Raw genomic sequence first — 24,426 nt, forward strand, 5'->3', positions numbered from 1 at the left:
ATGTAGAAGGAAGGAATATGATAGCCTGGACGCCTCCTCTCTGAAATGAGATCTTCAGGAAAGCGGCAACCCTAAGTTCGCCAATGAAGTTAGAAGGAAGGATCGCCATAGCCTGAAGGCCAAAGGTCCGAAGTTCGTGACCCGAACCTTTGATGAACCCATCATCTCAGATTCCACGATCTCCCAACAGGGCGAAAGTATTACGACTGGTTAAATTAAGGGAAATTCTCTGACTTGTGTCGAGTAGTACTGAAGAACGGCATACAACTGATGGTACATAAAAAAAGAGCTAAGCACGGTTTTTAGCCGGCTTAGCTCTTTATCACACGCATGGTAAACAGGTTACATACAGCTCGTTACATCCGAACAGCTGATTTCTCAGAAGTCAGCCCAAGCACCCGAGCGGTTGAAGCGTGTACCTGGTTCAGTAGACTAAGATTGTCAACCAGCGATTCGCCATAGGAAGGAACCATTTCCTTGATCTTTGGTTCCCACGCATCCATATGCTGCGGGAAGCACTTCTGGAGGATCTCCAGCATCACGTGGACCGCGGTTGAAGCGCCCGGTGAAGCACCCAGCAGTGCCGCAATCGAGCCATCCGCTGCAGTGACTACCTCCGTACCGAATTGAAGCGTTCCTTTGCCGCCTTGAGCCGTGTCTTTAATCACTTGCACGCGCTGGCCCGCCAGAACCATATCCCAATCCTCGCTCTTGGCATCCGGAACAAAGTCACGCAATTCGGCCATGCGTTGTTCCTTGGATAACATGAGCTGTTGGATCAGATATTTGGTTAGTGAAATTTCTTTGACGCCTGCCGCGAGCATCGTGAGCAAGTTGTGTAACTTCACGGACGTAATCAGATCGGCATTGGAGCCCGTCTTTAAGAACTTTGGCGAGAACCCGGCAAACGGTCCGAATAGCAACGACTTCTGATTCTCAATAAATCGGGTATCCAAATGCGGAACAGACATTGGCGGAGCACCCACCGAAGCCTTTCCATATACTTTGGCATGATGCTGTTCCACGACTTTCGGATTTTTGCACACCATAAAGATGCCGCTAACCGGGAAGCCGCCAATATGTTTACCTTCGGGAATGCCGGATTTTTGCAACAAATGCAAGCTCCCGCCTCCTGCCCCGATAAACACAAATTTCGCAGTATGGCGCTTAACAGCACCACTGCCCAGATCTTTCACTGTTAATTCCCAAGATCCATTGCTTGTGCGTTTCATATTTTTCACGCTATGTTGGTAGTGGATATCCACGTTTTGTTTCTTTAAGTGTTCCATTAGCATACGCGTTAAAGCACCAAAGTTAACGTCCGTACCGGAGTCAATTTTGGTGGCTGCAATCGGTTCATTGCCCGTGCGGTTTTTCATCATCAGCGGAATCCATTCCGCCAGTTTTTTCTTATTATCCGAGAATTCCATGCCAACGAATAACGGATGTTTCGCTAACGCTTCAAAGCGTCTTTTTAGAAACAGGACATTCTGCTCTCCATGTACATAACTCAAATGAGGAAGCGGCATAATGAAGTCCCGCGGATTACGAATCAGATTGCTTTTGACGAGATAGGACCAAAATTGCCTTGAGATTTGAAAATGCTCATTCACCTTAATGGCTTTGCTAATATCTACGGATCCGTCTGGTCGTTCAACGGTATAGTTAAGTTCGCACAATGCAGAATGCCCGGTTCCGGCATTATTCCATTCGTTGGAGCTTTCCTCCCCCGCACTGGCGAGCTTCTCAAAAACCTTAATATTCCAGTCTGGTGCCAATTGTTTAAGCAAAGTTCCCAAAGTTGCACTCATAATTCCGGCACCAATCAAGATAACATCTGTACTCGTTTGTCCCTGGCTCATGTCTACCGTCCTTATATCCTATATTTGCCAAAAGGATGTAAGCGTTATCGATTTGGCATTGCAGCAAGCCCCATTCTTGAACAGGCCCGCCCCTTCTCTGAATGATATAACCTTGATCTAGTGTATCAATAATATGGGTCAATTTAAATATGCAATTTGAAGATATTTGCTATTCCATCAGTATACGCTAGTTTATGTCAGATAGATAACCCGGTTATAGGGCTGAAAGATTAATTTGTTCAATAAAAAGAGACAATTCTGGTTGCTTTGCCTGAATCGTCTCTGAAAGGTGAGTATGCTGGTACCTTTGCCTTTAATAATTCGTCCTAAAAAAAGATCAAGATGCTACTCTCCAATGTTATCCCTGATAAAGTTCTAATTTTTTCATGAAATTAGTCAATAATTCAGTATACTCTTCCTGATCCTCTTCATCAGCCCAATCAATATTAGACAGGTTTCTGTTAATATCCTGGAGCAAAGATGCAAGCTGCGATAAATCTTCAAATTGATTTAATTCAATCGAGTAGAGTATTTTTAATAAATGACCATCATACATTTCCCCAGCAAGTGGATCATCTTTTAGAATTTCCAAAGCTTTTTTTATACCAAGATCCATAAAAACATTTTGAGCTAGCATTCTACTAACATCTTCTAATTCTATCTCATCTATTGTTTTATCGATAAGTCTGTTGTACCACTGATCCAAAGGATACTCAGATTCTTCGGTCTGAATATTTTGTTGTAGTGAGTATATCTCTTTAATTGGTTTGTTCATTTACTTTATTCCTCCAAATGGTTCAAATAAATCCTCAATCTTCTTTAAATTTGTGTTGGCCTTGTCCAAAGCATTTTGCAATGTACTTTTCAGAGAAGTCGACAGATTAGGGTTTTGTAAAGAACCTTCTAATCCTCGTTTTATTTTACTTAATCCCTTATACGAATCCTGCATCTCTTGTAGATGGTTCCAGTATCCTCCTGTTTTTTTATTTGGTACTGGATTCCCTTGTAAATCTCTTAACGTTCCCGAAAAATCCATATCAGTTAGATGCTTATCAATTATATTATCTAATGTTGTAAGGTTTCTTTGTTGTGCTCTAGAAAGGTCTTCGACAATAGGAACATTCGGCGTTCCCTCAGTTGCCTTTCCCTCTGACTTCTCAATTTTCTTCGCACTCGGTTCAGCCTTCTTTATATTATTCTTAATTTTTGCTGCCAAACCGGATGATGATGTTCGAAACGGTCCTGAACGTCCTGGAAAGCTTCCACGAACCATCTGAATCGCCATAAACACTTGGGCAAATTTTAGAGAGGTAACCATGGTTTGAGCATAAGAATGAGAGACAGATTCTCCTGTATAGGGATGTATTCCATTCTGAAATGCCTTGATCTGTAGTGTGAATATATCCTCCCCAGGCGGTTCAACCTTCACAGCTTGCATGCGATTAACATCCAGATGTCCGTGATCCTTCTCATACGCCTGAAGAGCAGCCTGATCCGCAACACCATCCTCGTTAACAGGGAGCCACGCTCGCAGTGCGGAGTTATAAGCCATACGATAACCCTTATCATCTGACTCAGCATCGCCCGCTAATCTTTTTGTCATAGCCATGACCCCAACAGCTTCAGTTGCACCACCTAGACTTACCAGCTGAGCATCTGCATCCTGGAAGCGCGTAGCGATATCCTTCAGATCTTTGGATGTGTTCACCATACTCTCCAGCGCTTTATCCAGTATAGGGCGCGATTGCTCAAACTCATAGAAAAACCGCTCCTGCGTCGCACCCATCCACATCATCTGAATGAACATGATCTGTCTAGTCAGATCACCCCGTATATGCTCCAACTGTTGTCTGGCCTGATCCACTTGATTCGATACGTGATGTAGCTGCTCAGGGGTAACTTTGATTGTACTCATACGTTTCTCCGCTCATTTAAAATGGGATTATCCTATGTTAGCAGAAGTATGGAATACAAACCATCCGGCTAACATCCTGATTTGAATTTTTTTAAAACATAAGCTGTACTCATCATCGGTGCTATGGTCCTATATGCATCTACCCATCTCAGAGAACTTATCACCAGCAAATAACCCACTTACCCTATCTCCTGCAAAAAAGCCCGATAACGCCCAATTTGCCCTGCCGTCGCGTCTTCCCGCAACGATTCCAAAAGCGCAATGCACCTTTTGAAATACCGATTCATCTCAAGCTCATCCGCTAACCTGAGTGCCTGCAAAATGAACTCCACCGCTTTCTTTTGCCTTCCCATGCATTGTTCGTATAAAGCCCGGTGATAACAGTAATGGTACATATCGCCGTTGTTTGAAGAATCTATTTCTCTCCCGACATCCTGAACCTGACTCGCAAACATATGTAAAACTCGATCAATCTGCCAACGATACCGGACCGCCGCCTCCAAAATCGTTCTCAGACCGTCTATACATTCCTCTGGATGCTCTAGCAGAAAATTCACATACTCCTCCAGCAGCTCTGCATGCCCCGCTTCAATCTCCAGCGCATACCGATTCACCTGTGCTCGATGCCTAAACTCCTGCACTACCTGCATTCCCTCCTCATCCAGCTCTTCCATCCATGCTAGTTCTGCATAACGGTTGATACACGCCCGCGCTTGATCCACCTGCCCCATCTTCTGGTGAGCCATGCAACGCATTTGGAGACTGAATCCGTGATAATAGATCAACGGACGCTCGGTATGAATATAGGGTAAAGGTAATCCCTTGGTACGGTGCTCCTGTCGCTCTTCATGAATGCACTGCACACATTGATACAACATGTCCGCCCTCTCCATCACTTTGCTCCAATTTTCAAAAGCAACAGCCATGTCCAACATTTCCACAATGATGTCCGGTTTGAGTGATTTTAGGATAGAAGTTCGCAAAGGAATTCCTCCTTCTATGTAAGTTTAGGGATATTAAAACAACCCAATTTTACGGTAACAGAAAACATTTTGTTCGATTTCCTTTTATAAACTCCAAAGAAGTAGTACAATAAAATAAATATAGTACTTAATCGCAGTTTTTTCAATATTTTTTACCGCCTTTATGTCTCTGCTAATTAATTCAATACTCTCCTAACCTTTAGGAGAGGTGGATAATATGACAACATTAAGGAATTCGGTTGGAGAACGGATCAGAGCGATTCGGAAAGCAAAGAGCTTGACACAACAGCAGCTTGCAGAACTCTCAGGATTAGATGATGCATATATAGGATCATTAGAGCGAGGGGAAAGGAATTTTTCAATTGATACTTTAGAGAAAATAGTAGAAGCACTTAAAATTGAGCCACAAAACCTGTTTTTCATTGAGGATCATGATGAGCAACAAAAAGCAGTCCATGAATATATTGCTATAATATCTGACCTGAAAAATGGAGAACTAACCATATTAAAAAATGTAATACGAGAAGTCTCTAAAGCTTTTCACTCATCATAGTTTCCTTTCCACAGATTTAATTTAAATGTCTGCTGGAAAGGGTACCATTTTAAACTCTCTTATCATTTTTTATATTGTTATGCTATAGATTATTTTAAGATACTATTAAAACCAATAAAACAAAAAAATCTCTGACTCTACAGAGATCTTTTTCCAAGTATTTTCTTCATAACAAAAGAAAGAGAAATATTTGAGTGTACCGTTAATATGCAGGTTATTTCGAATGAATTAAATCCACATATACGTACGGTACACCGAGGTCGTTAGTATGATCATAAGTATATAAATGATCATTATTATTTACGCATTTGCCTAGCTTTCTTTTAAATCTATCATCATTATAAATATATACTCTACCCTGGCAAACAGGGCAAATCCCATACGTTTTCACTTTATAAACTTCTCCATCTTTTTCAAAAAGAATAACGTGATTTTCTCTATATACAACAGAGTTTTTCTGCAGTTCCTTGTGCTTAGATAAAGAATTGAGTGCATAGAGACTTGTACAACAAGTAATAACTAATAGAACTGAATAAAGGTCTGACTTCATAAAAAGAAAGTCTGCTATTGTTATAACCGCTGAGATTATAGATATAACACCTGCAATATCAAACTTTCTCTTGAAGCTATTTACTCCTCCCGGAACTCTCTTATCTATCCTATCACTATATTCCACTATTAACTTATCTTCTTTAGGGTAATTATGATTTTCTATGTGGATCTCTTGTCTACTATTAATACCAAAACCTATATTAATATTGTCCTTGCCTCCATCAATAGAACTGCCAAGATTCATTTGTCTAATAGGTTGTGTACAGTATGGGCAAACCGTAAAATCCTTCCGAATTTCCCTAAAACAATGAGAACATTCCATAGACACCCCGCCTACATATAAATTTTCGTATTCTGTATAGCAAGTTCAAACATAATACTCAGGGATGAAATAAAAAAACTTACTTAAAACTTCATTATCAACAAATATTCTACAACTAAAAGGTAACGATTTAATTTATACTACCAGAGTATCCAGCAAACTGCTTAAGCGTTTCAATCATTAAATATGGTGATGGGACAAATAAATCGACTTTCTGACCAATAATAGGTGCCAATTTAGATTTAACACACCCTAAAACCTTTTTACCATGTCTATATCTACACATATCATTTGTGTACAATAGGTTTACATCAGCAGAAATTCTACCAGGATTTATATTACTTGGACCGACTTTAGCTATCTCTAATTTGGTTCTCGAATTTATAAACTTTTCTAGGGTTTTACTTTCAACCTCTTTAGTAGCATCATCTAAAATAGCATTTGCCTGCTCTTTAGTAATTACTGGATATACACAGTTAATATGGTCGGAATTTAAGAAATGTGACTCCACATCTGTTCCATCAGTAATAAAACAATCCATCCCGACATTTTCTATTTTCTCCTTATATGAACTAATTTCATCTTCATTGAGGTAATCCCTATCCCGATGCAGTATAACTTTTGTACTTGGAGCATGTTTTCTTATAAATGCATTTAATACATGAGCGGTATCAACTTTAGCACAGCCTTCATATGACCAGATATCTACTTCATCAAGATTATATCCTGAAGCAACTAGCAATGCTCTAACACCATCTAATTCAGAATCTTCTGTAAGAAAAACATACTTTATACTACTTCGAAGCAACCTTTCTCCCTTATCAAGAGCTCCGATATCAGTAAGTACTCGTACAATATCATAATCATTCTCAATAATAACTTTCCCATTTTGAATCCAATGCATTTTACTACTTTCCATTAGCTCGTCAATTAAATGACGAGAATGAGTGGACAAGAGAATTTGCAGCTCACGTTCTTCAGTTAGTTGTCTTAGGACTGTTGCTAGTTTTCTTTGATTATTCGGATGTAAATGCGAGTCTGGCTCGTCTAATATAAGCATTTTAGGCTTATAAAGATTAACATAACTCAAAATTTGGATTGCTTGTAAAACTCCCGTGCCAGCAGAATCAATTGGCAGTTCATAATAGTTAAACTTGGCAGTTGCATTAATATGCTCATCTCTATCAGGAACAAAAGTTACATTCAACTCTAGATTCGGGAAAACGCTTTTTAAATCAGCGGTGAATTTCTCCCAACTTTCATCGTTTTGCTTCAAGAGCCATAATATATTCCTAAATACAATATTCGCATCACCTCTTGCAGCTGCTTTTCTAACAATTCCAGGAGTCTTATACTCTTCAACTGCAGGTATACCTGCTAAACCAGGGACAAACATGCTATATGGCTCGTTAATGTTCTGAAGTCTTTCTCCTAGGCTTTGACCAGAAATTCTTACAGTTAAGTTTTTATTTCTCCCCTTTCCAACAAGAATTCTAGTCTCGGCTTCGCTAACGTTTTCAACAAAAGTCACACTAATACCTTCACCTCGGGGTTCTCTGAGAATCCCTCCTGGGGCAAGTGCATGAACATCTCGAAGTGGTGTGTAAACTAATTGATTTGGTGCAACTGAGGTGTTTAATGATTCTCCAATCCATCTAGTATTGGGTTCTAACGTGGTCGTTTGCGCTGCGGATATTGCAAATTGTACTGCTTGAAGTATGCTGCTTTTCCCCGCATTATTTGAGCCCACAAATACATTCATTCTACCTAACTCAATATTGATGCTATCCAAATGCTTAAATCGTTCTACTGCAATGTTTTTAATCATGTCTCTCTACCTTCACAAAAAATTGTATTAACTATCATCGCGTTCAGCCCTTCTCAAGCAAAAAAATTCTCGCTTTTCAGTATTATTTTTTTCTAATATTTTCCACTTATACCTGGAAAAATTACCTATTTGTAGTCTATCATCTTCATTTGCTGTCAGGAAGATTTTTGTTTAAAAAAGAAATCTTTTAATATACATAAATCGATCCTCTTTAACTATCAAGATATTAAATTTCCAATATATTTTTTTCACCAAATCATTCAAGTCTATACCTTATATCATAATTCGGTCTTGAAAAGAGTACAGTTTTATGTTTAAAATCCCCCTAATTTGGAGTTCTATTCTAGAATCCTATAGCCTATCCTGAAACAACATACCGAAACAGACAGTTTCTTCTCCTTGGTATACATGAATCGCATCATAAATAGCGAGACGTAGCAGTTCTCATTCAAAAGCAATTCAACTCATTTATCTAAATAATGTCGAATTCCCCAATTTAGGTTATACCTTAAACAATAACCACTTTCATTCAAATGAATATACGAACCGTATCATTTCACTTCTTACCTCTTATAAAACAACCCGCTCAAACTCCGCAAACTCAATCCGATTTCGCCCATTCTGCTTCGCTTGATACAACGCTTTGTCTACCGCAGCGAACAGCTGAATCAGATACCCCTCCGGATTGTCCGGTACATGCTCACATTCAAAATCCTCAATAGACAGAATCCCAATGCTGATCGTAATGGACACCTGTTCGATCTCGTGATCCACCACAATGAGGTTCGACTCCACCGATAATCTCACGCTTTCCGCTATTTGTTGGGCTAACTGGCGTTCGGTATGCGGAAGGTAGATCATGAATTCCTCCCCGCCATATCGCGTTAGAATATCGGTACTCCGAATGGATTCTTTGACAGCCTGAGCCGTGCGATGCAGCACTTCATCCCCGATGACATGCCCGTAGCGATCATTGATCGCTTTGAAGTAATCAATATCCAGAAGGATGAGTGAAAACGGCGTTTTATATTGAATGTTGGTGATGACCTCGTGATTCAGGTGTTCGGTCAGATAACGGCGGTTATAGCAGTTGGTTAGACTGTCCGTCAGGGCGAGTTCTTCCAGCTTGCGATTGGCCTCGGACAACTCCAGACGAATGCGATCCAAGGCATGATTACGCTCCTGAAGCGTTTCATTCTGCCGGTTCATTTCTTTTACATAGAAGCGTTCTTGAGAAACATCCTGGAATGTAAGGATATGACCAATGGGCGCACGAGCAGCATCAACAATGGGAGACGCTTGAAGGATATAATGACGAATGTCATCCTGCCCTACGATCACTTCAATTTGAGACAAGGTATTGTCTTTTTGCTTATACGCCTCCAGAAACTTCTGGCGGCTGCCCTCTACACGAACAGAGCGCAGAAATGCCTCCATATCAAAAGAGTCCCCCACATGCAGATCCATGAAGGATCGGGAAGCTTTGTTCAATTCAATAATCATCTCATTCTCATCCAGTACAAGGATGCCGTAAGGAATGGTATTAATCACATCCTCATGGGCGATGGAAACCAGATCGAACACATTGTACCTTTTAATGACATAGACGAAGAAAAGGTCGGACACGAAAATCCCCAGCGAAGTCAGTCCGGGAATGATGAACGGTAAATATGCTCTTAGAACCACATTAAGCAGAGCATCAATTGTTGCAAAAGCAGCCAGCACGAATATGCCCCATAGCGTAACTTTCACCTGGTTTTTAATCATGGAGGACGTTCGAGAAGAATACAGTGCCCGGAATAAAATAAAGAGGGACGTTACAAAGTAACTCACTAGTATAGCCATGACAACCCAGAACCAGGGTCCATATGCCCGCTCGACATAACCGCCTTCCAGCGGAGTTACAAACCAGCTCCACGGGTTCAGGATCACGCCAACGGCTCCAATAACCGCAGGGATGAACAATAGGAAGGATCTTTTTTGGCCTAATCGCTCCGCCTCACCCGTAATGAAGATCGTAAGCAGCAGCCAACCGCTCCCGAGCAAAGAAACCGCGACAAAAGATAACGTAACATAGAACAGCTGCAAGCCGGGATCATCCGTCAACGTACTCGCAAATTGACAGAATGGCCAGAGCATCATCAACCCATGAAACAAAAAGTAAACCTTATGTAAGTTCGTAATTCTAACCGTAGCAAAAACATATACGTATACACCAAACAATAGGACGAATAGAAAGAGATCATACCATACTAATGGGCTCACGAATCTTCTCCTTTTTGCATGCGACAACGAAGATAGTATTGAACTGGGTCAATCTTTAGCGCTATAATTTGAACCTTTGATAAATCTATTAAAGATATTAAAGACATTTCTACACTACTGCTGTTGGTTAAATTAACCATATCTTATCACACCGCTAATGGAGAGAGTAGCCCATACAATGGAAGTCCAACCAACCTCTGATTGAATTTTGCGCTATTTTTGCGTTTTTGTGAATGAATTTGAACGTTTGGATGCAAACCAGGAGGGAAGAAGTCCTTGTTAGCTGTCGTAAGAAGGCAAGGAGGTACGTATGTAGAGCCCTCCGTCACCGGACGGCCCTCTCCTCATTCGTGTACAGTAGCCAAAGGCAAATTGTCTGAGAACAAATCTGGATTATCTTGGAGCATGTCCGTAATGACTTCCGTCAACAAGGCCGCATCACACACTCTGACGACTGCATCGCCAAATTCCCCCTTACACATCGCACCTTTACGTTCAAGAACTTCATCCACTTTCCAATAATGCTCCGACCACGATAATCCGCAATGTCTCCGGGAAGGCACCGAGATTTCGGTTCCATCGGGTAAAACCGTGCGTAACATCTCATGCCCGTCCGTTAACCTGCCTGGAATGTCCACCCATTCTTCGATACCATGGATAAACGTATTCCGTTTCAGATCAACGCCGACCAAAAGGATGGTTGCCTTCCGATCAAGCAGCTTCCCCCAGGCTGAGCCTCTCGCACATGGTGTATCAAAAAGATGATCGTCCTTCGTAAATGCTTCGGCATCCTGTCCCAGGGCAGCTACTGAATGCGTAGGGTGCCAAGAACGTACTACTTCAGGTCGTTTGCGAAATAGCTCAGGCAGAATACCGACGCAGCATGGTGAGGATTCCACGTGGAACATCGGATTGTCCGCATTGATTGTGGACCATGTATGCGTTGGCAACACCAGCAGCCCGTCCTTCATATACTCGGTCAACGCATCCAACACCGTATCCGCGCCGCCTTCGACTTCGCCCATGCTTTTCATGGAAGAGTGAACGAGCAGCGTTCCTTGGTCGTCAATGCCTAGCTGGCGCAGTTGGTGGAGCAAACTTTCTTGGGTATGCATCATTAATAGATAACCTCCTTTGGGCTATTATAGCAAAATAGAACGTAGACGACGGTACTAACGTTATCCTTTGTATTGGAGAGAGTACAAGACCCGTTTCAGGCCACACACCCTGCGCCTCACGGCAAGACAAAGGGCCGGGGAACCCCCCGGCCATAAGGAAAGAATTTGTATAAGTTCATGAATAACAAAACTATTTAATCACAACGTACTCCAGGTTCACCAATTTCGCATAGGTCACGATCTGATCAGTAGTCAGGTTCAAGGAAACTACGGTATGGTGACCGCCGCCATTCTCGATCCAGGCTCTAACCCCATCCTGGAAGTTAGGCTTCACATTCCATAATACACGGGCTACCGGCAGATTAGGCGCTGGAACCGTCGGCTCGAATGCGGATACTTCGTTGATCAACAATTTGTAATGCGTACCGAAGTCTGCCATGGAAACCACGACGCCTTCTCCTGCTTTGCCATCGAATACGAGACGTGCAGGATCTTCACGATCGCCAATACCCAATGGGGACACGATGATTTTGGGTTTGTTGCTGGCGAGTGTAGGGTCAACTTCAAGCATGTGGGATTGAAGGATAGCCTCTTGACCAGCTGCCATCTCGTACGTGTAATCCTCCATGAAGCCTGTGTTTTCGTTATGGGCCATAACTTTCAGCAGGCGGTCGAGTGCAGCCGTTTTCCAATCGCCCTCCCCAGCAAAGCCGTACCCTTGGGCCATCAGGCGTTGAACAGCCAGACCCGGAAGCTGCTTCATGCCATGCAGATCTTCGAAGTTAGTAGTGAAGGCACTGTATCCACCCTCGTCCAAGAAACGTTTGATCGCAATTTCATAACTTGCTTGTACACGTACGCTAGCTTCCCAAGCTTCTTTGCTGTTCGTGCCATAATCGAATTCATACAGCTCTGCATACTGAGCGATCAGATCATCGATTTCTTGCTCTGTCACGGCATTCACGTATTGCACGAGATCGCCGATACCGAAATAATCGACTGTCCATCCGAATTGGATCTGTGCTTCCACTTTATCCCCTTCGGTCACGCCCACGTTGCGCATGTTGTCGCCAAAACGAGCAACCTTGATGTTGAAGCTTTCGTTGTAGGCTACAGCTACGTCCATCCAATCCGCAACCTGCTGCTGCACTTCTGGACGCTCCCAGTAGCCAACAACGATTTTGTTTTGTTTTCTCAGGCGTGCATTGATGAAACCATATTCGCGGTCACCGTGAGCCGCTTGGTTCAGGTTCATGAAGTCCATGTCGATCGTCGCCCAAGGAATGCTTTCATTGAATTGTGTCGCGAGATGGAGCAACGGTTTTTGCAGCAATTTCGTACCCCGAATCCACATTTTCGCAGGTGAGAACGTATGCATCCAAGTGATCACACCCGCCACTTCGTCACGATAGTTAACCTCTTTCATGATGCTCGTGATTTTATCTGCGCTTACCGCCAAATCCTGCAATACGAGCGGGTATGGCAGAACGCCGCTTGCATTGAGAGCATCCGTGATTTTCTGTGCGTTGGCTTTAACCTCGCCCAGTGCTTCTTCCCCGTACAGATGCTGCGAACCTACGACGAACCAAAACTGTTTAGTTGCTGTTGCTGACATGTAATCATCCTCTTTCCTATATAGTGTGTTTAACTCCATTTACACTTGATCACTCCAACTGCAGTACCATCTTACGATCGCTGTTATCCCCGGATTTCTTTTATCTCTTTACAAAGGTAGAAATCCGGGGATAAAGGCGAACGCTTCGCTTCTACAGATTGGTTCTGCACTCTCCGTTATCGTGTAAATCTTAAATCCTAATATAGATCACTCAGTAACCAGAACAATCTTCAATTCGCTGTTTTCCTGCTCATATCATTTCTGTCCATAGTAGGCGTCTTTTCCGTGTTTCCGCAAATAGTGTTTATCCAAAATGCCTTGCGGCAGTTCTTTTGCAAAGTTATTCAATTGCCGCGCATACAGGTTCATTTTGCACACTTCCTCCAGCACGACGCTGTTCACAACCGCTGACTTTGCGTCTTTACCCCACGTGAACGGTGCATGACCATGAAGTAGAACTGCCGGGATCGCCATCACATCCAGTCCGCGCTGCTTGAACGTTTCGATGATGACATGGCCTGTCTCCGCTTCGTAGCCCCGATCGATCTCATCCTGGTTCAAGAAACGGGCACAAGGTACGGCACCATAGAAGGTGTCAGCATGCGTCGTTCCCATCACAGGTACGTCCAATCCGGCTTGCGCCCATATGGTCGCCCAAGTGGAATGAGTATGCACAATACCACCGATTTCCGGATAATGTTTGTACAGTACCGCGTGAGTCGCAGTATCAGAAGAAGGTCTCATTTCGCCCTCCACCACATTGCCGTCCAGATCAACCACAACCATGTCGCTTGGCTTCATCTTGTCATAGCTGACACCGCTCGGTTTGATGACAAACAGACCACTGTCCCGATCCATTGCGCTGACATTACCCCATGTGAACTTCACGAGTCCGTGCTCCGGTAGCTCCAGATTCGCCTCATAAACCTCTTCTTTCAGTTGTTCTAACATGTGTTAGTCCCTCCCGTTCTCTACCAGATGATCTACCGCCGCCTGCTCAATCGCGAGGCCCTTCCGATAACGTTCGATAAATACTTCAAACCCTTTAACATCCGATGCATCCGGTGCAACTTCCTCACCCTCGACATCATTGAAGACCTTCTGCTCAAGGAACACATCCAGGCTCTCCTGCTGATCCTTGTTGATCATGTACGAGGCCAGAAGCGCCATGCCCCATGCGCCGCCTTCACCCGCTGTAGACATGACTGACACCGGCACGTTCATCGCTGCGGCTACAATCCGTTGTCCGACAACGGGAGTCTTAAACAGACCACCATGCGCCAAAATACTGTCAATCGCCACATGCTCGTTCTTCGTCAAAATGTCCATGCCAAGCTTGAGGGCACCAAAAGCGGTGAACAGATGCGTGCGCATGAAATTCGCCAGATTGAAGTTGCTTTCCGGTGAGCGGACGAACAATGGACGGCCTTTGTCGATGCCCGTAATGTTTTCACCCGAGTAATAACCGTAGCTCAGCAAACCGCCACCATCCGGATCTGCTTCCAAAGCCTTATTGAACATCACGCTGAACAATTTGCCGGTATCCACTTCGTATCCCATCGCCTCGGAAAATTCACGGAACAATCCAAGCCAGGCATTGATGTCGCTGGAGCAATTGTTGGCATGCACCATGCCTACCGGACTACCGTCCGGCGTTGTAACCATATCGATCTCGGGATAAACTTTGGATAATTCCTTTTCCAAGACGATCATCGCGAACACGGACGTGCCCACAGAGATGTTGCCCGTACGCTTTCTCACGCTATTCGTTGCTACCATGCCTGTTCCGGCATCACCTTCCGGCGGACAGAGCGGAATGCCTGACTGCAAATCATTCGAAGGGTCGAGTAGCTTAGCTCCCGCTTCGGTCAACTCACCAGCGTTCTCACCAGCGAGATACACCTTGGGAAGAAGGTGCTCAACCTTCCACGGATAACCTTTGCCTGCGATCAGTTCATCGAACTGCTTGATCATGGACGGGTGATAATTATGCGTAGACTCGTCGATTGGGAAAATGCCCGAAGCGTCGCCGATACCGATGGCTTTATTACCCGTCAGCAGCAAGTGTATGTAACCAGCCAAGGTTGTCAGGTGATCGATGCGAGGCACATGGGCCTCTTCGTTCAAGATCGCTTGGTACAAGTGAGCGATACTCCAACGTTCCGGGATATTGAACTGCAGAAGATCCGTCAGTTCTCTCGCTGCCTTCCCAGTGGTCGCGTTACGCCACGTCCGGAACGGTACCAGCAGTTCGCCCGCGTTATCCAATGCGATATATCCATGCATCATGGCGGAGAATCCAATTGAACCTACCGTTTGCAGCGTAATTCCGTATTTCCGCTCTACGTCTTGCTTCATTTCACGATACGCAGTCTGAAGACCTGTGATGATATCCTCCTGGTTGTACGTCCAATATCCGTCTTTCAGGAGGTTCTCCCATTCATAACTGCCAGACGCAATGGTCTCAAAACGTTCATCGATCAGCACCGCCTTGATCCGCGTCGATCCAAATTCGATGCCTAGTGAAGTGGCTCCCTTGGTAATCGCTTCTTTCATATCCACATGACTCATGATCACGTAGTCCCCTCTCTGATCACAGTAGGTAAAAGTAAAAATATAATTGGCTTAAAGATGATTGAAATAGATTCATATTTCGGTTCATTGAAAAGAATGCGCTTTCCTTTTCTGACAGCCTTAGTATATTTTTTGTACGTACATTTGTCAATAATATATAATAGTTATACTTACATTAGTTGAGATATAACGTCTAAATGATCTAATTTCTGTGCTCAAGAGGCTATGTTGTAAGGTACACATCTCTATTTTATGACGGGAATTGTACGGTTTATTTTGTAAAACTGGCTGTTTTATTTCCATTCGATTCGAATCATGATAAAATATGTACGTACAACTATGGATATGACGAATTTTTTTTATAGATAAGTAACGATGAAAGAAGTGGACTGCGTGAAGCCAAAGTATCAGGTTATCATTGACGATATCAAAAGCAATATCCTATCCGGAACCTATAGCGTAGGCGAACAAATCCCTACCGAATCCGCACTGCAGGACAGCTACAACGTGAGCCGCCAGACGGTACGGAAGGCCATTTTGGAGCTATCGAACGAGGGCTTTTTGAGAAGTGAAAAGGGTTCCGGCACCTATGTAAGCAATCTGTATCGATCCAGAACCGGCGGGAACACGATGAAAAAAACAATCGGCGTCATCACGACGTACATCTCCGATTACATCTTCCCCTCCATCATCCGCGGCATTGAAGGCCGGTTGAATGAGGACAATTATTCATTGCTGTTAGCCAGCACCAATAACGACGTTGCGCAAGAGAAAAAGGCACTCGAGATGATGCTGTCCTACGGTGTGGATGGCCTAATCGTCGAACCGACCAAGAGTAATTTGTACAACCCCAACATAGCGTACTACCTTTCATTTAAGGAGCAGGATGTACCGTTTACGATGATCAATGCCTTTTATGAAGAGCTGGAGGTGCCTTTCTTCTGTCTGGATGATGTTCAGTCCAGCTATCTCGCTACCCGGGAACTGATCGCCAAAGGACATAGCCAGATCGGCATTATCGCAAAAATGGATGATTTACAAGGGAAGTACCGGATGAAGGGATATATCAAAGCGCTGGGCGAAGCCAAGTTGCGGTTTCATCCCGAGCAAGTGCTTTCGTTCGATACGGCATCGAAGCCGGACCTCTCCACCAATCTGGAGGTGTTCCTGGAGGAAAACAGAGGTGCGCTGACATCCCTTGTCTGCTACAACGACGAGGTAGGGCTGGAGGTCGTACATGCATGTAGAAAGCTGGGGATTTCCATTCCAGACGAGTTATCCATTATTGGTCAGGACAATTCTTACATCGCCAAGAACGCCAACATTAGACTCACGACGTTAACTCATCCCCAAGAACAAATGGGCCGTGACGCAGCAGATTGGGTCATCAAGAAACTACAGGGCAAAAAGGATCTGCCCACTAACACCTATTACCAGCCCGTGCTGGTTGAGGGAGAGACGGTAAAAGAAATCGTGCTGGAATAGCATGTGGACCGAGGTGTGGGTTGATGGAAATTACGGTATAAAAGGGGAAAGCGCAGCCTCAACCACCCGCCCTTTGTCCGTGGTCTCCATGTTCTTACTGAAATACGAAAAGGCTGCCGTAATGGCAGCCTAAGATGTTTTGCTTTATCAATCTTTTTAGCTACAACGGGAACTAACTCATAAGGAGTATCTCTCCCAATAAAGAGGCCTACATTATTTTGTGATACCATTCCAGAACGTCAGCTCGTCAATGGGCAGTCGAGTCGTCGGATGTCCTGGTTGCGAGGCTTTGCCGATGGAAATGAGAATGGTTGGAACATAGCGATCGGGAATATCGAATGCTTCTATAAATTTATTTTTATCGTACCCAGCCATTGGAACGGTATCATAACCACGCGCTTTGGCGGCGAGCATGAACTGCATCGATAATAGACCGCAGTCAAATATTACGCCGTCTTTGATATATTGAGAATCCATGCTTCCCAGCATTCCCTTCATGTTGGTAACCAACGAATCCTTAACTTCCTTAGTCATATAACCAGCTTCTACAGAAGCGTCGTAAACGGAATCCACCTGTTTGATATACTCCAAATCACCCAGCACCGCAATAACGGCCGAGGCATCTACCACCTGCTGCTGGTTGTTCGCGATGGGAAGCAATTGTTCTTTCAGAGCCTGATCATTAAAGACAATGAATTTCCAGGGCTGCATATTCGCGCCAGATGGAGCAAGGGCTGCTTCAGTCAGAATATCTTTCAATTCCTCCTCTGAAATGTTGAACGCAGGATCGTAATGCCGCACAGAACGTCTTTCCTTTACCACTTCCATAAAGCTTTGTTCTTGTTTTACGCTCTCCATCCCATTTTGCCTCCCATATATACTGTGTAATATTTAACACAGTTAAAGATAAAAAAATACACCACTTAACTGTGCTAATATAAGCACAGTATATATGTGGATGGATATGTTGTCAATTCTCCATTATCGGACTCATCCTGTTGGCCATGTCGGCAATGGTGTATTTTCGCAGGATTTCCAACACGCTATGATTAATTTCCTCCGTAATATCGTTGAACATATCATGCATCTGCATACCAAAGGAGTGATCGCCTGTGGAATCCAGCATTCCTTCACACAGCGATGCCTCAGTCTGAAGCGATATATATATATCAGCCAGTGTCACCGATTCCGGCGGCTGCTTCATGCGATAACCTCCATCGCGTCCTTCACGAACCTCCAGAATGTTCTCCTGAGCCAGTTTCGCCAATATTCGGCGAATCAATGTTGCTTCTGAGCATAAATGATCGGCGATATTGTTACTTGGATAGCGGTTAGGACTATCCGACATGAACACAAGGGCCTGCAATGCCAAGCCGAATGCCTTGCTATTGGAGGGACAGGTATGTTTGGCCTTTTTCATCGTACAGGGCTCCCTTCTTCGTTGCATCCTGTGTGAATTATAGCAAACCCCCAACTACCATTCAACACGCCATCGAGGTTTGCAGACAGTAGCTTGCTACTGTAAACCAGAAGGTACACGCCGAAGAAATATAAGAAGAGAAACTTCCAGAACAATCATATCCTCTAATCCTGGCATAGTAGGCAAGTCATATAGCTATTTTGTTCAAAGAAACTTCTAAACATCATATAATAACCACTTAACAAACCATCAAAAATGGTATATTATACAATTGTAGCAAAATTTTATTATATTCGAGAGGAGATTTTGAACTTGAAAAAGACGCTTTCTATGGTTGTCGTCGTGAATCTATTTCTCAGTTTTGCCTTCGGCTTTCAAGCGTTTGCAGACGATGACATGGCCGAATCGGGAGTTCACCCTGATGCCCATGTCGCAGAACAGGTACTGCAGCCAACTGGGGAAATGATATCCGAACTTACCAAGGATGCTTCTGAGTTGGATTCGTCCAAACTGAAGAAACACCGGGTAAAGGCATCTGTAAATTTGAAATCGGCTACCGCGTCTTCAGAATTACAAAAGGGACTCATTTCGGCTCCACAATCGCTTAGCTCTACAGCCACAGCGGAGACTAATACATACACGGGCTACATTCAACAAGAAGGTACGTCCAGCTTTTTATACCCTATTTATGTACAACCGGGCAGCATACTGCAAGTACAGATGGATAATCCTCCTTCGGCGCAGCTAGATTACGATCTTTATCTCTACGAATTTGACATGTCCACTGGTGATTTGAACCCAACTCCAATTGATTATTCAATTTATGGAACGTATCTGAATAACTACGGAAATGGATCAAGAACCTTGTCTGAACATGTCGGCACGAAAAACAGCACGGCCAGTTCCAAAGCCTACTTAATTGAAGCCTACGGTGCAGTTGGAGGCAGCATCAATGAACCATTCACTCTAACCGTCTCAACTAGCTCAACCTATGATGCGTACGAGACGGATGAGAATGCGCTTCATGCTTATCCTTTCACGGTAGCAACAGGTGGCTCTACTCTTTCAAGCCGTACCATTAATTCGGAGGTGGATCAGGATTGGTATAAGATCACGGTTCCCGAAAGCAGAAATTACGACGCCATGCATATCGATCTGGATCAAGCCTCTGTAGGCAATGGCTATAAGGCGGAATTGTATAGTGCATTAAGCAACAATCGGATGGCGTTAGTGCCCTCCACCAACGGCAATGTGTCTCTAGGCACGGGCACATATTATTTGCGGGTGTATACAACAAGTAATTATTCAGATAACAACTACTCATTACACCTCCAACCAGTATTAAGAGCCGATAAAGTCGTGATCACAGGTTATAATTCCAATGGCGGTCCGAATGACTACCCTACCTATGCCTATGGACGCTACTACCGGATAACGGGAACCAGTTTTACGGTGACTGGCGTTGCCGCGACTTCAGATAACTATGCGGTAGCCAATGCGGAAGTAGAAGTCATTTGGGAGAATGATTATTGGACCGAAGGCAGCAACAACAGATATCGGAGTGCAAAGGTTATGACCAACAGCAGCGGCCAATTCACTGCTACATTATCCCTGCCTCCTTCAACCGGGAGCATAAGTCAATACTTGCCGGGAGCCATAAGCTTCACGCATTATTATGATATTTGTGGTGTGCTGGCGAGGGTAACGAGTCGTCCGAGTGCAAATGATACGGATATCGTGTATCATTTTGCGTACAGTATTTACGGTGGCTAATTGAATCCAAACAGGGCAATGGGCGTTTATGAATAAACGACCCGTTGCTTTTTTTTGTCCAATCATATTAAAAATATGGAATAATATTCCGATAGTATGAAGAGAAGTGAATTATTGGAATACATCAAACGAATAGGGGTGTTTAATTATGAAAGTTCAAAGTACGACTCAGTTTGACCTCAATGCCTACATTCAATCGAAACAACGCGCGGATAAGCCATCTTTGGTCACAGGCACGATACCCGAACTGTCACATAACAACGACACAGTGGAGATCAGTCCGGCTTCCAGACAGTTGGCAGCATCCGATATTGTAAATCATTCCGCTACATATTTTGGAACCGTTCAAATCAATGATTCCTTGAATCGCCTACTCACAGATCAACCCTCGGAGGTGAAGGAAGCTGTCTATGGCATCATTCAATCCAATCTCATTACCAACGTAACCGGGGAAGAGGAGAGATCAGCATTGCTGGAATTGGGTCTCACTCAAGCAAAGTATATCGCGGACAACTATATGAAAGGGGATAAAGCGACGGAATTCATGAATACGTTTCGTCAAATCGCGGCCATCTCTACAACCAGAACAGAAGACCCTGTGACGAAAGAAATCCATTACGAGACACCTCCTCAGAGACCTGTTGGGGCTCCAGATGATTATATCGATCTATCCTATATGATGAAGAAATTTGAACCGAAAACGCTGGACAAGCTCCAGGATGCGATTGTGAACGGAAAAGACTGGAACAGCATCCTGCAAAGCTTCGCCAAAAATGTATCGACTAATCAGGACTGGTTGAAGGAATACAAAGAGGACATAGCCAAATCGACCGGGAATATCGCTGGGGAAAACAAATTTGAAAAAGCCTCTACTACCAGCTTGTCTGAGTTTGTCCAAGATATCAAGAACATGATCGCCCATGCTGGGTTAGAAAATAGTGATTTTCTGACAGACAATATAGAAGCATTTATGCGAACTTTGGCAATCCCAAAATCTAATTAATAATATACAATATTTACCGAAATGAGTGATTAGCATGCCACTGAGAATCAAAACAAAGATGCTATATATGCCTAAATTGATTCTCAGTGAAGTCATGCTCTAAACCACTTTTCTCCTATTTAAATCTAATGTCAGCCACTTGACCACTTTCAACAAAACCTATATTTTGATAAACCTTATTCGCATCAGGGTTCTTCAAATCAGCATATAACATCGGATCTAAACCCTCTGATTTGAGGATAGAACATAATTCTGCCACACCTGCACTTGCATATCCTTTCTTACGAAAGGCAGACGGTGTATATACTGCATTAATTCTCGCATGTCTTGGAGAGCGATGTGCAATATTAGCCATGGATACAGGGTGACCATCTACTAGCCAGAGATACAGATTACCTGTCTCAATGACCAACTCTGCTGCTGAAATTTGACTAGACGGTTCAACCTTGACTCCATAAGCTCCTTCTGAGAAACCAGCTAAAAATTCCGCCACCGTCTCCAAATTATCCCTCGTAGCTAGGTGTAGTGTCCCTTCTACATGAACTGGCTTCCTTACCTCTGAACAAACGTAGGATTCCATAATCATATAAGGAACGTATTGAAGCCCATTAGACTCTGAATATACGTCAGCAAAGTGTGCAACAGTCGTCCGATCTCCTGATATACCCGGAAGCTCAGTTCCCTTGAGAAATTCTAAAAGTTCTTGCAGGAGCTTGTTCTTTGTATGAGCTGCAAGTTCTTTGGAAATCCATAACCAAGCGTTGTGCCCTTCTGATTGGGCATAGATCATTGTTTCATTAGATGCTTTTAGGCAGGTTGAACGCTCTGACTCGCAAATACGATGAATAAGATTGTACTGGACTTCATCAGCCATAAACATATTCTGACATAGCACTTGATCTTTTACACCAAACTTTTGCCACATACCCATTCCTCCTCGATTCATAAAAAACACAAAAAACCCCATCCCATTAGGGACGGAGTCTATTCCGCGTTACCACCCTGATTGGTGTATGAATGAATACACCCTCTCTGCCATCGTCCAACAACGATGTTTCTATATAACGGTAGAATACCGGGCCCGACTACTATTATTTCGGAGGCCTGCTCTGAGGTGATTTTTGATTCGGATACCCACTGTCTCGCACCAACCGACAGTTCTCTGAATGGCATTTCCGCATCTACTTGTCCTCTTCGTTGCATTTAATTACAAAGTAATTAGATACACTATATTGATTAAGGGATATTATGTCAATTATTTTATCGCGTACATTACTCCCCATCGGTAGCCAAGAAGCGAATCGTAACGGTTGTTCCAATACCTTTCACACTCTCATAATTAATTTCCCCGTCGTATTTTTCTACAATATTAAAACAGATCATTAATCCTAGTCCGGTCCCATTACTTTTTAATGAATAAAACGGTGTCCCGAGCGACCTTATCTCATCCTCCGACATTCCGGTCCCTTCATCCATGATTTTGATCTCGATATAATGATGATTTCTTTTGGCAATCACCTTGATGGGTTTGCCCATATTTGAAGCTTCCACAGCGTTTTTAATTAAATTCATCAGCAACTGCTTAAACTCAATAGGATTAATAAAAATGAAGCAATCCTCCTCTGCCTCGATATCCATCTGATTATCAGATAACATCGCATAGGAACAAACCAGACCTGTTACACTCTGAAGAACATCTTTCACATCCACTTTTTCCGGCTTCTGATCCTGATTAGGCTTGGAAAGGGTTAGAAACTGTGAGGTAATCTGTTCAACGGTATTTAACTCATCAATCATTAATTGAAACTTGTTTTTGATTGGATCATCAAATGCAGGATCTTCTCTGTATAATTGCAAAAAACCTCGAACAACGGTTACTGGATTTCTAATCTCATGCGCTACAGCTGCCGTCAAATGGGCTATCATCTTTAAACGCTCTGATTGTTGTAATTGCTCATGATAGAGTTGCTGCTTTTTCATGCGACTAAAGGACAAATGGAAGATCAGAAATAATAGGATCTGGCTCCCTATAATATTAATGAGGTTCCCTATGAAGTCATGATGCAAATACGAATATATATTACCTTGATCAATCAGGATGATATAGCTAAACGTAATCAATATTAAAATTCCATTTAGAATGATAGAGAAATAAAACAATTTTAAATCAAAGAACAGAATGGCAAGTGAGGGAATCAGACAAATGAGAATGTACGTAGTCCAGGTCTCTGGATATAAGAAAAATAGGGTATAGAAATAAGCGAAGCCAAATAAAATGATGATCTTTCTGAAAACATAGGTTTCATGCTTTGGGTAGATCAACAAACAAACCGATAGAAAGATCACACACAAAAAATGGATAACATACCCCAATGTAATCCCGCTTAATTCTGTCGTCGATAGTATTAATCCAGATAGCATAAGAGCAATGATCGTTAACATGGAAATATAATATGTTTTTCGGTTTACCTGACTGCACAATTCTTTCATCCACTCACCACTTTAAATTAATGTCAACATCTTCGGCATGTATGTAGCCCTCTTCACTGCTATATTTAAAGGCACCCACGTGGATGCCCTTACTATAATAGCATTGTATCTCATTTAACTAGCTATACAATATGAAAATCTAAAATAAAGAATTCCTTTACCCTCGAGACTTATTACATCCAAAAGATAAATTTATTTACCTTATTGACTTAAACCATGGTTTAAGTCGTATGCTATTCCTGTCGACAGAGTTAGCACCCATTTGGAGGTCTCCAACATGAAGTATTTTTCTATTAGCGAAGCTTCAGCCCAATTGAATATTCCAGACTCAACATTACGTTATTATGAAAAAAAAGGGCTTCTGCCTTTAATCGAACGGGATGATGCTGGCAGGCGGTTATTTTCAGAAAACCAGATGGCACTATTGGAAACCCTTGTTTGTTTAAAAAACACGCATATGCCCATTAGTCAAATTAAGCAATATATAGATTGGATCGTAGAAGGCAATCGTACGCTCGAGGCCAGGCTTGAAATGATGCAAAAACACAAGCAGGCTGTACTGGATGAGATTTTGATCATGCAGGAATCCCTAAAGGGAATAGATTATAAAATCACACGTTACACCCATCAGATACAGGAAAGAAACCAAGACGAGGACTAGAAGGAGA

The 24,426-nt window shown here is 43.1% G+C and carries 20 protein-coding genes and 1 other annotated feature; of the genes, 5 read left to right on the forward strand and 15 right to left on the reverse strand.

The annotated features are described in order from the left end of the window. Nucleotides 1–356: 356 nt before the first annotated feature. The 4 genes from ACFVQB_RS10195 to ACFVQB_RS10210 form a co-directional block, all read right to left on the reverse strand. A complete protein-coding gene (locus tag ACFVQB_RS10195) occupies nucleotides 357–1,862 on the reverse strand; it encodes a malate:quinone oxidoreductase (RefSeq protein ID WP_379437802.1) in 1,506 nt (501 codons plus the stop codon). A gap of 358 nt (nucleotides 1,863–2,220) precedes the next feature. Continuing rightward, the gene (locus tag ACFVQB_RS10200) at nucleotides 2,221–2,637 is read right to left on the reverse strand and encodes a contact-dependent growth inhibition system immunity protein (protein ID WP_379437805.1); all 417 of its coding nucleotides are present in this window, start codon (nucleotides 2,635–2,637) and stop codon (nucleotides 2,221–2,223) included. Further along, nucleotides 2,638–3,777 carry a WXG100 family type VII secretion target gene (locus tag ACFVQB_RS10205; RefSeq protein WP_379437807.1) on the reverse strand — a complete coding sequence of 380 codons (1,140 nt, stop codon included), beginning with the start codon at nucleotides 3,775–3,777 and terminating at the stop codon, nucleotides 2,638–2,640. A 179-nt stretch (nucleotides 3,778–3,956) separates the two neighbouring features. After that, nucleotides 3,957–4,760, reverse strand: coding sequence for a DNA-binding protein (locus ACFVQB_RS10210; protein WP_379437810.1), 804 nt, complete (start codon nucleotides 4,758–4,760; stop codon nucleotides 3,957–3,959). A 217-nt stretch (nucleotides 4,761–4,977) separates the two neighbouring features. Between ACFVQB_RS10210 and ACFVQB_RS10215 the strand changes: the two genes are divergently transcribed. Beyond that, nucleotides 4,978–5,313, forward strand: coding sequence for a helix-turn-helix domain-containing protein (locus tag ACFVQB_RS10215; RefSeq protein WP_379437812.1), 336 nt, complete (start codon nucleotides 4,978–4,980; stop codon nucleotides 5,311–5,313). Between the two features lie 214 nt (nucleotides 5,314–5,527). On the opposite strand, the gene ACFVQB_RS10220 is transcribed toward ACFVQB_RS10215, so the two are convergent. The 7 genes from ACFVQB_RS10220 to ACFVQB_RS10250 all read right to left on the reverse strand — a co-directional run bounded on the left by ACFVQB_RS10220 (nucleotide 5,528) and on the right by ACFVQB_RS10250 (nucleotide 15,584). After that, nucleotides 5,528–6,187: a hypothetical protein gene (locus ACFVQB_RS10220; protein ID WP_379437815.1), complete on the reverse strand. Its 660-nt coding sequence runs from the start codon at nucleotides 6,185–6,187 to the stop codon at nucleotides 5,528–5,530. A gap of 130 nt (nucleotides 6,188–6,317) precedes the next feature. Further along, nucleotides 6,318–8,015 carry an AAA family ATPase gene (locus ACFVQB_RS10225; RefSeq protein ID WP_379437818.1) on the reverse strand — a complete coding sequence of 566 codons (1,698 nt, stop codon included), beginning with the start codon at nucleotides 8,013–8,015 and terminating at the stop codon, nucleotides 6,318–6,320. 570 nt (nucleotides 8,016–8,585) lie between these two features. Then, the gene (locus tag ACFVQB_RS10230) at nucleotides 8,586–10,280 is read right to left on the reverse strand and encodes a histidine kinase N-terminal 7TM domain-containing diguanylate cyclase (protein ID WP_379437820.1); all 1,695 of its coding nucleotides are present in this window, start codon (nucleotides 10,278–10,280) and stop codon (nucleotides 8,586–8,588) included. A 344-nt stretch (nucleotides 10,281–10,624) separates the two neighbouring features. After that, a complete protein-coding gene (locus ACFVQB_RS10235) occupies nucleotides 10,625–11,395 on the reverse strand; it encodes an AAC(3) family N-acetyltransferase (protein WP_379438126.1) in 771 nt (256 codons plus the stop codon). A 193-nt stretch (nucleotides 11,396–11,588) separates the two neighbouring features. Beyond that, complete coding sequence (gene araA / locus ACFVQB_RS10240; RefSeq protein ID WP_379437823.1) at nucleotides 11,589–13,013, reverse strand: L-arabinose isomerase; 1,425 nt, start codon at nucleotides 13,011–13,013, stop codon at nucleotides 11,589–11,591. Nucleotides 13,014–13,268: 255 nt separating this feature from the next. Continuing rightward, nucleotides 13,269–13,964: an L-ribulose-5-phosphate 4-epimerase gene (locus ACFVQB_RS10245; protein ID WP_379437825.1), complete on the reverse strand. Its 696-nt coding sequence runs from the start codon at nucleotides 13,962–13,964 to the stop codon at nucleotides 13,269–13,271. Nucleotides 13,965–13,967: 3 nt separating this feature from the next. After that, nucleotides 13,968–15,584 (reverse strand): xylulokinase, encoded by a 1,617-nt coding sequence (locus tag ACFVQB_RS10250; RefSeq protein WP_379437828.1) that lies wholly within the window; start codon nucleotides 15,582–15,584, stop codon nucleotides 13,968–13,970. A 396-nt stretch (nucleotides 15,585–15,980) separates the two neighbouring features. On the opposite strand from ACFVQB_RS10250, the gene ACFVQB_RS10255 reads away from it, so the two are divergent. Next, a complete protein-coding gene (locus ACFVQB_RS10255; protein WP_379437831.1) occupies nucleotides 15,981–17,072 on the forward strand; it encodes a GntR family transcriptional regulator in 1,092 nt (363 codons plus the stop codon). Nucleotides 17,073–17,285: 213 nt separating this feature from the next. On the opposite strand, the gene ACFVQB_RS10260 is transcribed toward ACFVQB_RS10255, so the two are convergent. Both ACFVQB_RS10260 and ACFVQB_RS10265 read right to left on the reverse strand, forming a co-directional pair. After that, nucleotides 17,286–17,930, reverse strand: coding sequence for a nitroreductase family protein (locus tag ACFVQB_RS10260; RefSeq protein ID WP_379437833.1), 645 nt, complete (start codon nucleotides 17,928–17,930; stop codon nucleotides 17,286–17,288). A gap of 112 nt (nucleotides 17,931–18,042) precedes the next feature. Next, complete coding sequence (locus ACFVQB_RS10265; RefSeq protein WP_379437836.1) at nucleotides 18,043–18,492, reverse strand: RrF2 family transcriptional regulator; 450 nt, start codon at nucleotides 18,490–18,492, stop codon at nucleotides 18,043–18,045. A gap of 303 nt (nucleotides 18,493–18,795) precedes the next feature. Here ACFVQB_RS10265 and ACFVQB_RS10270 point away from each other — a divergent pair, with 303 nt between their 5' ends. Continuing rightward, on the forward strand, nucleotides 18,796–20,265 hold the full coding sequence (locus ACFVQB_RS10270; protein ID WP_379438128.1) for a hypothetical protein: 1,470 nt from the start codon (nucleotides 18,796–18,798) through the stop codon (nucleotides 20,263–20,265). Nucleotides 20,266–20,413: 148 nt separating this feature from the next. After that, on the forward strand, nucleotides 20,414–21,268 hold the full coding sequence (locus ACFVQB_RS10275; protein WP_379437838.1) for a hypothetical protein: 855 nt from the start codon (nucleotides 20,414–20,416) through the stop codon (nucleotides 21,266–21,268). A gap of 115 nt (nucleotides 21,269–21,383) precedes the next feature. On the opposite strand, the gene ACFVQB_RS10280 is transcribed toward ACFVQB_RS10275, so the two are convergent. After that, nucleotides 21,384–22,193: a GNAT family N-acetyltransferase gene (locus ACFVQB_RS10280; RefSeq protein ID WP_379437841.1), complete on the reverse strand. Its 810-nt coding sequence runs from the start codon at nucleotides 22,191–22,193 to the stop codon at nucleotides 21,384–21,386. Nucleotides 22,194–22,238: 45 nt separating this feature from the next. After that, nucleotides 22,239–22,475 (reverse strand) — a binding site (T-box leader). A 65-nt stretch (nucleotides 22,476–22,540) separates the two neighbouring features. After that, nucleotides 22,541–23,194, reverse strand: a complete 654-nt coding sequence (locus ACFVQB_RS10285; RefSeq protein ID WP_379437844.1) for an ATP-binding protein — start codon at nucleotides 23,192–23,194, stop codon at nucleotides 22,541–22,543. Between the two features lie 841 nt (nucleotides 23,195–24,035). Here ACFVQB_RS10285 and ACFVQB_RS10290 point away from each other — a divergent pair. Further along, nucleotides 24,036–24,419: a MerR family transcriptional regulator gene (locus tag ACFVQB_RS10290; RefSeq protein ID WP_379437847.1), complete on the forward strand. Its 384-nt coding sequence runs from the start codon at nucleotides 24,036–24,038 to the stop codon at nucleotides 24,417–24,419. Nucleotides 24,420–24,426 lie beyond the last annotated feature (7 nt).

The sequence above is a fragment of the Paenibacillus sp. NPDC057886 genome (assembly GCF_042796655.1).
GTDB lineage: Bacteria > Bacillota > Bacilli > Paenibacillales > Paenibacillaceae > Paenibacillus.